Here is a 12290-nt window from a genome sequence, read left to right on the forward strand (position 1 = left end):
TTAACTACTTTTGATCAGCTTGATGTGTGGTTTTGGTGAAGTACATAGACACATGGCAAATCATGGCCACCACCAGATAAAAACTCATCACCGCCAGGTTTTTAGGGAAGTATTGAATAAAGCGTTGTGTGTATTCAGTGAATGTTGGATCAGGATAACGACCAGAGAAGAAGTAAAAACCACCACCACTAAATAATGTGGCTGCAGTGGCGGCTACTAATACACTGCCAACAAGAGGCAATAAGGTGGCAGCATTAAATTGGTATTTCGATGCATACCAGCGTCCAGCCATCCATAAGCTGCCATAAGCAGGAATGAGAAAACCGTAAGCAGGAGACATACAGAAACTAGTGCTCAATTGACCACCACCCAACAACACACTGGCGATATCGAGACCAGCCGCCATCGCTAAAAACACGGGAAACCAGGCTGCTGAACTGAGGTAAAGACCTGCTAAGAAAAAGATAGTCCATGATGCACTGGGTAATGCATCGACAGAAGCAAAATGATGACCTCGGGTCATAAACATTAAAAGCGCTAAGAGACCAGCAATAATTAGTTGCTGAGAACGAGATAAGGTCATGATGTGATTCTCCAGTGTGCCCACCCGCACACAATAGGTTTGAATTTGCCAAGAGGCACGTTGTATTTTCAGGCCGGTCTCCGGACTCGTGAGTGTAGCCTGATAAACACCTTCCCATACAGCACTGTACAGTGGCATTAGGTTTATCTGATCTCACTTACCGTTGCGGGGGCAGTGTCGGCATTATCTATTGATGCACCGACTTCCCGTTTACTCGCGATTGCAACACCTGAAACTCGCGATAGAATAAGGATTAATACGATATATTGTCAATTTGACGTGAAGAATAAACTCTCAACTTTAATATACGAGGATGGCGTAGGTTTGACGTATGGATGCGCAGCCATTACTATGCGCGGCTCTTCAGGTGCTCTGTTTAGGCAGAGTTAAACGGGAAGTTGGTGACAAATCCAACACTGCCCCCGCAACGGTAAGCGTTGAAAAGCACATCATTAAGCCACTGCGAATCTCGTGGGAAGGCGATGTGTCAGGCATAGCCACAACGTAAGTCCGGAGACCGGCCTGAGGTTTCATAACAACACCATAGTGTTGTGACCCTTTTAACCTTGGATCGCGGGTGAGCGTATCCTCAGGAGACAATTATGACCTTGTTTTCAAAGGCGTTGCCTTTGCGTGCTTGCACGCGCCTTTCAGCATTTACGCTGATTTCTTCTTTACTTTCTTTACCTGCCATCGCCAGTGATGAGCTTAATTCCATTACCGTCACAGCGAATCGTATGCCTACGGAAAATGCGTTGGCGCCTTCTACTGTTATTACACGTAACGAAATAGAAAAACTTCAAATTAACGATCTGCCTACGTTACTTTCCAGATTTCCTGGTATTGATATGATTCAACGAGGTGGTTACGGAAAAACGAGTGGTATCTCTATCAGAGGCAGTGACACAAAACAGATTCTAATTTTAGTTGATGGTGTTAAATGGCGCTCTGCAACCTCTGGCGCTGCTGCTTTGCAGGACTTTCCTGTTGAACAGATTGAACGCATTGAGATTGTGCGTGGTTCACGATCTGGCATTTATGGCTCTGAAGCTATAGGCGGTGTTATTCAGATTTTCACTCGTAAAGGTAAGAATGAAAAAGCCACACCCTATCTGACATTAGCCACAGGAACAAAAAATACACAAAAGGCAAGTGCTGGAATCAGTGGTGGTAATGCTTCAACACATTACAACTTGGGCTATAGCTACCTTTCAACCAATGGTATTGATGCACAAGATGATGAAAATCCAGATCACGATGGTTACCGCAATAAAAGTGTTTCATTTAATGTGAATCATCAATTGTCTGATAACTGGAGCATTGGTGCTCATTTACTCAGAGTCGATGGCATCAATGAATATGACGGTAATGATCCTATTTATAGCAAAATAAGCCAACAAGTCATGGGGGTAAATACAAATATATTTGTGTCAGACTTGTGGGAGGTTTCAGTTCAGCTATCTGAATCTCGAGATAAGTCACAAGAACACTCTCGTAGTGAGGATACAGATCATTTTAATACCTTGCTCAGAACCATTAGTTGGGTGAATACACTTCATATAAACCCTCAACAGAAAGTGAATATAGGCTTTGATTACGATCACGATAAAATTGATAGTAACTTAGCTTACACAGAAACATCTCGTTCTAATAAAGCTGTTTTTGCTAGTTGGCAAGCCAGCGAGGGTAAACATGATTGGTTATTGAGTGCCAGACATGATGATAATGAGGCATTCGGGCATAGAAGCACCGGTACAGCAGATTATGGTTATTGGCTAACAGAAAAGTTGCGTCTTTCTGCATCGGCAGGTACTGGTTTTAGAACTCCTTCTTTTAATGACTTGTACTGGCCGACAGCTCCAAACCCTAACTTGTTACCAGAAAAATCAAAATCATACACAGTTGGTATTACTGGAACGCCTGAGTGGGGACAATGGGCTGTTAATGCATACAAAAATGAAATACGCGACCTTATTGCTTGGTCAAGAAACAGCTCTGGAAACTTTACGCCATCAAATGTCAATAAGGCTAAAATTAAAGGTATAGAGTTTGAGGCTTCAACGTCTATTGCTTCTTGGGATATTTCAGGTGATATTTCATTCATTCAACCAGAAGATGGTGATTCAGGACGACAGCTTGTCAGAACGGCTAGACGTCTTGCCAACCTTCACATAGATAAAGACTGGAATGCATGGTCAGCTGGAGCAAGCTGGAAACTCAGAGGAGCAACGTTTAATGATAGAAACAATACCCAACGTCTAGGCGGCTATGGACTATTGGATTTGCGTGTTGCTTATAAAGTCGATCCGGACTGGACTGTTAGGTTAACGGGCCAGAATATGTTAAACAAGGACTATCAAACAGTCGAAGAATATTACAGCTTAGGTCGCACTGTGATGTTGTCAGTGAGTTATCAACCATAAAGCATAATGGTTCCACAAAAAATACCCGAACAAGTTTCGGGTATTTTTTTGTCTGAAACTCAGGATTCATCTGGTCAGTAGCCTGCTAAAAATATAGAATTGTCACATCTTTTTTATGTTGAACTCCCATGACAGATAAATATGACAATAAAGGCTTTGCCACCAAAGCCGTCCGTGTTGGTCACAAAAGAACAGCGGAATCTGAACAGTCTGAACCTATATTCCCAACGTCCAGCTTTGTCTTCGAAAGTGCAGAGCAAGCTGCAGCACGATTTGGTGGTGATGAGCCGGGTAATATCTATTCTCGTTTTACTAATCCCACCGTTCGCACATTTGAACAGCGTTTAGCTGCTTTGGAAGGTGGTGAGTCCTGTGTCGCTACTTCATCTGGCATGTCGGCGATTTTATCGACAATGATGGCCTTATTATCAGCCGGTGATCATATCGTTTCGTCGATGAGTATTTTCGGCACTACACGCGTGTTGTTTGATAAATATTTATCCAAGTTTGGTGTCAGCACCAGCTATGTGAAGCTGATTGATTTAGATGACTGGAAAGCCGCTATTACGCCAGAAACAAAAATGCTGTTTTTGGAAACGCCTTCCAACCCCATGAATGAAATTGCAGACTTAGAAGCACTCTCTGAGCTTGCCAAGGCCAATGATTGTTTATTGGTTGTCGATAACTGTTTCTGCACGCCGGCATTACAGCGACCGTTGGAGTTTGGCGCTGATATCGTTGTGCATTCAGCCACAAAATACATCGATGGCCAGGGCCGTTGTATTGGTGGTGCGGTGGTTGGCGATGCTAAGCGTGTGGGTGAAGATGTATATGGTTTCTTGCGTACAGCAGGACCGACGATGAGTCCATTTAATGCCTGGACCTTCCTCAAAGGTCTGGAAACCTTGGATCTCAGAATGAAAGCCCATTCTGCGTCAGCACTTGAGGTAGCAAGCTGGCTGGAGTCGCAACCTTTAGTAAGCCATGTGTTTTACTCAGGCTTACCATCGCATCCACAGCACGAATTAGCTAAGAAACAGCAGTCAGCATTTGGTGGCATTATTGCTTTTGAAATCAAAGGCGGTAAGAAGGATGCATGGTCTCTCATTAACGCTTTGGAGTGGCTGTCTATCACCGCGAACTTAGGTGATAGCAAAACGACCATCACGCATCCTGCAACAACAACACATGGACGTCTCACTGAAGAAGCGCGCGCTGCAGCCGGTATCACCGATGGAATGTTACGCCTCTCTATCGGCCTTGAAAGTGTGGATGATATTAAAGCGGATTTAGCCCGCGGCTTTGCTGCTATTAAATAACGGCATAAAATCTGCATAGCTCTGCCTAGATTGGAGTGGCTGTCAAAAAAATGTCTTTAAAAAGCGTAAAGACAGAAGCTGACAGCATAATGAACAAGGTAGATTGCTATGTTAGATTTCTTAAAGATCGCATTGCCATTAGCTTTGTTGGTGACTATGCCAACAAAGCTTGCACAAGCGGCTGAAACACCCAGTAGTGATGTTCGTGTTGTGATAGATGTCTCGGGCAGCATGAAAAAGAATGATCCCAAAAACCTGCGAGCACCTGCGCTGAGAATGTTAGTGGGGCTCATGCCAGATGACGCAAACTCAGGGGTTTGGACCTTTGCTAAGATGGTCAATATGCTGGTGCCATGGCAAAAAGTTGATGATGACTGGCGACAGAAAGCGATTGAAAAATCCTCAAAAATTCACTCCCTTGGTCTCTATACTAATATCGAGCTAGCCTTAGAAAAAGCCACAAAAACAGGCATAAAAAACGATCCTAAACAACGTCAAAGCTTGATTTTATTGTCTGATGGTTTTGTTGATTTACAACCAGGACAAAAAGCCAGCGAAGCCTCTCGCCAGCGCATCCTCAATGCGATTGTGCCTAGACTAAAAGCGGCGAATCTCGCCGTTCACACAATTGCCCTGTCAGATAATGCCGATCATGAACTGCTGAAAGCTATCTCAATGGAAACGGATGGCTGGTATCAACAAGCCAATACGGCTGATGATTTGCAACGTATTTTCCTTCATATGTTCGAAAAAGCCACCCAGCCAGACACTGTTCCTCTCGCTGATAATCAGTTCAAAATCGATAGCAGTGTCAATGAAATGACAGTGCTGGCTTTTCGAAAAGCAGGATCAGCAGAAACACAACTTAAAACACCCGACGGTAGAACCCTCACCGAGTTGGATCAATCAGATAAATTGCGTTGGTTACATGAAGATAGTTTTGATCTGATTACCATTGAAAACCCGGCGACGGGCGAGTGGCGAATTGATGCTCAGCTTGATCCGGATAACAGGGTAATGGTTGTCACGGATATGAAACTGGAAACCAGTGATTTACCTAATAATGTGCTGAAAGGAGAAAAGTTCGATTTTCACGCAACATTAACTGATCACGGAAAACCCATTACACGAAACGATTTTCTGGAGTTGGTTGACGGCTCACTCAAACAAAATTCTGAGCTGGAAGAAAAGCAGTTGTCGATGACATTGGACCCACAAAAAAGTCAGTTTAATGCCAAATTGGGGGAGGAGTTCACCGCTGGACGTCAAGATGTGATTGTCACCTTGAAAAGTGCGACGTTTGAACGTCAGAGACGCCAAAGTATCAATGTGATAGCAGCGCCTTACTATGTTGATTCCGAACGTCTACCTGGTGATAGTCGAAGTCATCGTATACAGGTTCAGGTCGAACCAACCCTAATAAAACCAGATTCTTTGTCGATAAAAGCATTATTAAGAGAAGAAAATGGTAGCGAGTGGCCATACGAGATGCAGAAAACGGATACGAACAATTGGCAGCTGACATTAACTGAACTCACGAAAGATGCCGATTACGAATTATCGCTTCAGTTACGCGGTGAAACGCCTGAAGGACGTCCGGTTTTTTTACAAGCTGAGCCTATCACGTTGAAAGATGAATTAGCGCTTGAACCAGCTGCTGAATTATTTGATGAAGAACTTGCTCCCATTCTGGAACCGATTACAGGTGAAGATGCAGCTGACGTCGATATTATGCCCTTGGATGATGACTTGATGCTAAGCGAGGATAATGAAGAAGCAGGTATCTCAATATCTGATAACACAAAACTTCTGATAGGTAATGCCATTATCTTAGCTCTACTGATAGCTGGCGTTATCTGGTGGCGAAGACAGAATGCAGCAACCGCAGCGGTGGGAGATATGCTTTGATAAATCTAACCGATCCAATGCTCGAGTTTCTGGCGTATGAACTGGCTCTGATTTTTGCTGTTATTGCTGGCATTTTATTAATAAGTAATCGGAAAAAAAGGCGGAAAGTTCATAATGCCGGGACCAACGCCGTAAAAAAATTAAGCGGGACCAGATATCGAGAGAGCAAAATCTCAGTCAGGTTTTACATGAAAAATACGCCCTAAGTGATGAAGCGCTCAAAGCGGAAGTAAACGACTTTCTTGAGCGTGAACGTCGCATACAAAAAAGTCTTATCAAAACCTATATAGAACAGGATGATAAAGCGTTTTTAGCTATTCCTGGCCTGGTTGAGCAAGCCGTTGACGTGGCATTGAACATCGAGCCAGTTGGTTCACACGCTAAGTCTCAACAATCTGAAGAAACAGCACCATCCGCAGATGATTTACAGCAACAGATTGATCACGCGGCACAAACGATGGAACGTTTACTGAGTCAGTATCAACAACTGACAGGGGCTTCAATGGCTGCGGCAGCTGTGCTTCCAACTGAGAAAGAGGATGTTGAGATTGATGAGACTGTGACCGAAGAGGAAACGCCAGCAGAAATTGACGAGGTACCTGAACCTCAGGAAGAGCAAACCTTTGGTGATGGCGATGAGATAAATCAGGTATTCGATGATCAGGCCGAGGTTCCATCACTCTCACCTGAGACAGATGTCAGTGAGCCAACCGAGCCTGAAGACGCAGCTGATACTGACACCCCTGATGCTGAAATACCTGCTAACAACGACTCTTCTCCAGAAGATGAGCCCATCTTATCTAATGAAGAACTGGATGCGTTATTAGACGGGGACGATTTTTCACTGGAAGATGAAAACGCAAGTGTTTCTGACCCAGATAATACAAACGAGACTACAGAGACAGAGAGTAGCAACGAGCCGGTTGATGTCGTTGAAATCAATGGTATTGCTGATGAAGCTGATTCGCTCCAACAGAAAGAACTCACCGATGAAGAGCTTCAACGCTTTACCGAAGTCACAGATGAGGTTGAAATTCCGGGGGCTGTGGATGATATTTTGTCATCACTGCAAGACACCGAAGAGAAGCAGCAAACATCAGTTGAGACAGATTCAGATACTGAAATCGACAACGAAGATATTGATGCCCTATTAGCACAACAAGATACTATTGCAGAGCCAGAGCCAGAGCCAGAGCCAGAGCCAGAGCCAGAGCCAGAGCCAGAGCCAGAGCCAGAGCCAGAGCCAGAGCAGGCAACTATTGATAACTTATCAGTCGATGAGTTTTTGGCTGATATCGAGCAGGCTGATACTACGGATGAACAGCTAGATTCCGGTGAGCAGCAAATTCAATCTGAAGAAAACAGTCCTGCATTAGAACAATCGCTTGATGATAATGAGTCTGAGCTGACACTAGATGAAACCATAACTGATGAAATTGACAGCAGTGAGGCTCAAGATGATCAGCAATCTGTTGATGTGACTCAAGCTCTTGACGTTGAAAACGAAGCAGTTATACCGACTGAATCAGTCGATGATATTAGTAGTTATATCGACGTAGATGGTAATGAGCCTGAAGCTGTTACGACTGATGAGTCCAAAGGCACTGGTGAAAGTAATTTGCCTGATGTAGAGCCAGAATCATCGGAGGCTTCAACTGATACAGAAATTGACAATATTGCTGAAGAACCCATCACAACAGAAGAACAGAATTCTGAGCCAGAGCTTTCTGAAGACGAGCTGAGTCTTGAGTCCATAGATAATGATGAAGCTCCAGCAATTGATGAACCTCAACTTGAAGCAGAAGCTGAAACCCCAGAGCTCGCTGAAGATAATGAACCAGAAGTATCTGACTTAACAGAGACCGAAACAGAAGTTGACAATATTGCTGAAGAACCCATCACAACAGAAGAACTGATTTCAGAAACTGAGCCAACGTTTACTGAAGAGCAGCTTAATGTTGATTCTATAGATAGAGACGATATACCTACAATCGATGAACCTGTATCTGAAGTCGAGTTGCCAGAATTCAGTGAAGACAATGAAACAGAAGTATCAGATTTATCAGAGCCTGAAGCAGAAGCTGGAAGCATTGCTGAAGAATCCACATCAACAGAAGAACTGAATTCAGAGCTTGAGAACGAGCTGACTGAAAACGAATTGAATGTTGAGCCGGTTGAGAGTGATGACCTACCAGTAATAGATGAACCTCAATCTGAAGCAGAAGCTGAAACCCCAGAACTCGCTGAAGATAATGAGCCAGAAGTATCTGAATTCTCAGAGCCTGAAACAGAAGAGCTGGGTTCAGAGATTGAGCAAGAAAATGAGATTGCTGAAGACCAGCTTACTAATGAGCCTATAGAAAACAAAGATATACCAGCAATTGATGAACTGGTCTCTAATGAAAATGAAACAGACAGTCAAGCTAGTCAGCCTGGATTTGTCGAAGATGTCCATGATGAGAATGCCGTCGCTAGTGAGAATTTAGTTGAGGTAGCGGAAAAAGCGACTGATGATACTCAAGAAGCGTCAGACATTGATGAGACGCTGGCGACAACTGAGCAGATAGAACTTGAAGAAAGTCTGGATCTAGAACCTGAACAAGCAGCGGTGGATTCTCCAGAAGATGAAACGCTCGCTGATAACATAATAGCTGATGAGTTAGAGCTGGCAGCTGAAGAGGGTGATGATGATATATCACCTGCTCATGATCTCAGTATTGAAGATGTTGAACCGCTCACAGATGATGTTATCGAACAAGTGGCATCAGCCGATGACAATGATGAGCCTGCCACTGAAGCAGCGTTAGAAGAACATTTGCTTGAGGCTGATGAGGCAATTTCTGCCCTGACTGAAGATGAATCAGAGTCCACTGAGCCCGATCATTCTGCCAATTTATCGTTAGATACAGATGAGGATGATGCGGAAAGCGTTCAACCTGAAGATATATCATCAGAACAGCAGCTTGAATCAGATGTAGACACAAGCTTGCCTGAAGAGGCTGAGACATCTCCGGATGAGTCGTTTGATATTATTGATGATGATGGTGAAAGCCTGCCTAGTTTTGATGATGAGCCATTAGAGAGCTCTACGCTTACATCAGACGACGATATTACAGCTGATGAATCAATGTCAGCGTCGGCGGATATTCCGAGTAAAGAACCCAGAAGCCTAAAAGACTTCTTAAAAACCGATACTTTCAATGTGAAAACCGCTTTGCCAGAAGCAAGTGATTTGGTGGAGTCGAGTCAAGTTACCGAAGATACGGCGTTATCTGTATCTGACGACGATGTGATGACATCGCCTGAAAATGACGTCATTGATGAAGATTTTGCTGGACAAACAGATTCAACAGAAGATGCTATTGTAGAGCCAGAGCCAGAGCCAGAGCCAGAGCCAGAGCCAGAGCCAGAGCCAGAGCCAGAGCCAGAGCCAGAGCCAGAGCCAGAGCCAGAGCCAGAGCCAGAGCCAGAGCCAGAGCCAGAGCCAGAGCCAGAGCCAGAGCCAGAGCCAGAGCCAGAGCCAGAGCCAGAGCCAGAGCCAGAGCCAGAGCCAGAGCCAGAGCCAGAGCCAGAGCCAGAGCCAGAGCCAGCATTCCAGACAGAAGCAGAACGTTTACGCTTACTGATGACGGCTGAAGACGAAACTGAAGAAGTTGATGCTGAGCCTGAAGTGGCTGAAGAAAGCCTTTCAAGTGATCAAGAGAGTTCAGTACCGTCTGAAGAAATTGCAGAAATGCGTTCAGAGCTGGATGAGCTGCGTGAAAAAGTACGCGCCAGAACGGCACAACTTCGTGCAGAGGCGAAAGCACGTAGCCAACAAACAGAGGTAAAACCTGAACCAGAAAGCACAGTTGATATGGCGAGTTCAGAACCGGCTTATGAACAGACGCCTGAGACAGAGACAGTAGACATTGAAGAGACTGATTCAATAGATGATGCTGACTCTCTGTCTGTCAGCGAGGATTCGCAAGATGATTCTGAGCCAAATTTATCTTTATCTGATAATGCCAACTTGTCCGAGCCTGTTGTTGAGGAAGAGTTTGATCTGGATGAGGTTGCACAAACTGTTGAGGATGAACTCACTGATATCGAGCCAGAGATAGAGCAAACAACATCAAGTTCTGTGACTGAGAACGATTTGAACTATGACGTTAACATTATTGATGAACGTCAGCTTGACGATAATTCAACGCGAATTTCGGCCATGTATCCAGCATCAGATGAGCAAGCAGATTCACCCCTTGTTGATGCGGCAGAGCAAGCGACTTCCGATGTAGAGCAGTATTTCAGTGAGGATGAACTTGATATCGGTGAACCTGTGAATCTGGTTGATCCGAAATCTGCTGTATCGGATATGTGGCAGGATCTGACTGAAGAACCATTGCCTTCTGATGATGACTTGGATCAGATGTTTAAAGAAATCAAAGATCTTGAAAATGCTTCTGATAATGAAGAAGGCGAGGACGACGAAGATGTTGATACTCAACAGCAGGATCGATTGCAGTCAATATTGTCTTCGATACCGTCTTTTTCGCAAATGAATAAGAAAAAAGATGAGGATTAGTCAGTAGGTTTCATCGCCGCGTTTCATCGCTATTTTTTGACTGCGGTGAAACGCTGATTCTGTTAAAATCGCCGGCAGTTTTTGCTGGGATTAAAAATGACAGAACAAGTCCATGATGTAGCCATTATCGGTGGTGGCGTATGCGGTACAGCACTGATGTATTTGCTCACTGAATACACCGATATACAACATATCGCTTTGGTTGAAAAATACGACCATGTTGCCAAAGTGAACTCTAACGGCAGAAATAATAGTCAGACGCTTCACTGTGGTGATATTGAAACGAATTACACCCTTGAGAAAGCCGCTAAAGTCAAAGCCGCGGCCCAGATGATTGTCAACTATGCTGATGAGCTGGCAGAACGTGATGAAATCATTTTTAAATACCCCAAAATGGTATTGGGCGTGGGTGAAAAAGAGTGCGCCATGTTACGTGAGCGTTTCGAACGTTTCCGCACCGTCTTCACTTCAATGCAACTGCTGGAAAAAGAGCAAATCGCTGAGATCGAACCCAATGTGGTGATGGTCGATGGCAAGATGCGTGAAGAACCTTGTGTGGCATTGGCTGTGTTAGATGAATACTCAGCAGTGGATTACCAGCGTTTGGCTGAAAGCTTTGTCGATCAGGCACAAAAGCGAACAGATAAAGATCTCAAGCTATTTCTGAACAGTCACGTCGAAGACATCATCGAAAAAGATGGCGTATTTTCTATTGTTACTCAGAACGCGGTTATCAAAGCAAAAACGGTCGTCGTTTCTGCTGGTGGACACAGCCTGCTATTAGCCCAGCAAATGGGATATGGTCTTGAACTCTCCTGTTTACCCGTTGCCGGTAGTTTCTATTTCACACCGCCCTTACTCAATGGCAAGGTTTACACCGTACAAAACGACAAATTGCCTTTTGCCGCAGTGCATGGTGATCCAGATGTATTGATTGAGGGTAAGACTCGCTTTGGACCCACTGCATTGTTATTACCCATGCTGGAACGCTACAACAGCAAAACCTTTTTTGAGTTCTTGCGTGTATTAAAGCTCGATTCACGGGTGATGAAAGTCTTCTGGGATCTGTTTAAGGTCAAAGACATTCGTAACTACATTCTGAAAAACTTCCTGTTTGAAGTACCACTGCTACGCCGCTGGTTGTTTATGAAAGATGCACGAAAAATCGTGCCATCTCTGCAATTAAAAGATGTCACCTTTGCCAAAGGTTTTGGCGGTGTTCGTCCTCAGTTAATTGATAAAAAATCATCTCAATTGATGCTGGGCGAAGCGAAAATCAACCCGGGTACAGGTATCGTCTTTAATATGACTCCTTCACCTGGCGCGACCAGTTGTCTGGAAAACGCCGAGCTGGATTTACGATTTGTGTGTGGGCGACTTGGAGCACAGATAGACGAAACCCGTTTAAGAGCTGACCTGCACTGATAAGACTAAAATTTGTTTCAGTCTTCGATTAAGCAGCCGATATAGCTTCATATAAGCATACTAGTTTT

The 12290-nt window shown here is 44.3% G+C and carries 6 protein-coding genes and 2 riboswitches; of the genes, 5 read left to right on the plus strand and 1 reads right to left on the minus strand.

Features of this window, described 5'->3' with window-relative positions:
- Positions 1-4: 4 nt before the first annotated feature.
- On the minus strand, positions 5-583 hold the full coding sequence (locus QUE24_RS13440; RefSeq protein ID WP_286304312.1) for a hypothetical protein: 579 nt from the start codon (positions 581-583) through the stop codon (positions 5-7).
- Positions 584-637: 54 nt separating this feature from the next.
- A riboswitch (cobalamin riboswitch) is annotated at positions 638-831 on the minus strand.
- 100 nt (positions 832-931) lie between these two features.
- Positions 932-1123: riboswitch (cobalamin riboswitch) on the plus strand.
- A 62-nt stretch (positions 1124-1185) separates the two neighbouring features.
- On the opposite strand from QUE24_RS13440, the gene QUE24_RS13445 reads away from it, so the two are divergent.
- From QUE24_RS13445 to QUE24_RS13465, 5 genes are all read left to right on the plus strand, one after another.
- Positions 1186-3006, plus strand: coding sequence for a TonB-dependent receptor domain-containing protein (locus QUE24_RS13445; RefSeq protein ID WP_286304313.1), 1821 nt, complete (start codon positions 1186-1188; stop codon positions 3004-3006).
- Between the two features lie 128 nt (positions 3007-3134).
- The gene (locus tag QUE24_RS13450) at positions 3135-4325 is read left to right on the plus strand and encodes an O-succinylhomoserine sulfhydrylase (protein ID WP_007144755.1); all 1191 of its coding nucleotides are present in this window, start codon (positions 3135-3137) and stop codon (positions 4323-4325) included.
- Between the two features lie 108 nt (positions 4326-4433).
- Positions 4434-6233, plus strand: a complete 1800-nt coding sequence (locus QUE24_RS13455; protein WP_286304314.1) for a vWA domain-containing protein — start codon at positions 4434-4436, stop codon at positions 6231-6233.
- A gap of 346 nt (positions 6234-6579) precedes the next feature.
- The gene (locus QUE24_RS13460) at positions 6580-10797 is read left to right on the plus strand and encodes a hypothetical protein (RefSeq protein ID WP_286304315.1); all 4218 of its coding nucleotides are present in this window, start codon (positions 6580-6582) and stop codon (positions 10795-10797) included.
- A 96-nt stretch (positions 10798-10893) separates the two neighbouring features.
- The gene (locus QUE24_RS13465) at positions 10894-12222 is read left to right on the plus strand and encodes an FAD-dependent oxidoreductase (RefSeq protein WP_007144758.1); all 1329 of its coding nucleotides are present in this window, start codon (positions 10894-10896) and stop codon (positions 12220-12222) included.
- Positions 12223-12290 lie beyond the last annotated feature (68 nt).

Origin of the sequence: Methylophaga marina, from assembly GCF_030296755.1 — a bacterium.
Taxonomy (GTDB): domain Bacteria; phylum Pseudomonadota; class Gammaproteobacteria; order Nitrosococcales; family Methylophagaceae; genus Methylophaga; species Methylophaga marina.

Coding starts and splice junctions, on each gene's coding strand:
- QUE24_RS13440 (WP_286304312.1), bottom strand. CDS start 583: ATGACCTTATCTCGTTCTCAGCAACTAATTATTGCTGGTCTCTTAGCG.
- QUE24_RS13445 (WP_286304313.1), top strand. CDS start 1,186: ATGACCTTGTTTTCAAAGGCGTTGCCTTTGCGTGCTTGCACGCGCCTT.
- QUE24_RS13450 (WP_007144755.1), top strand. CDS start 3,135: ATGACAGATAAATATGACAATAAAGGCTTTGCCACCAAAGCCGTCCGT.
- QUE24_RS13455 (WP_286304314.1), top strand. CDS start 4,434: ATGTTAGATTTCTTAAAGATCGCATTGCCATTAGCTTTGTTGGTGACT.
- QUE24_RS13465 (WP_007144758.1), top strand. CDS start 10,894: ATGACAGAACAAGTCCATGATGTAGCCATTATCGGTGGTGGCGTATGC.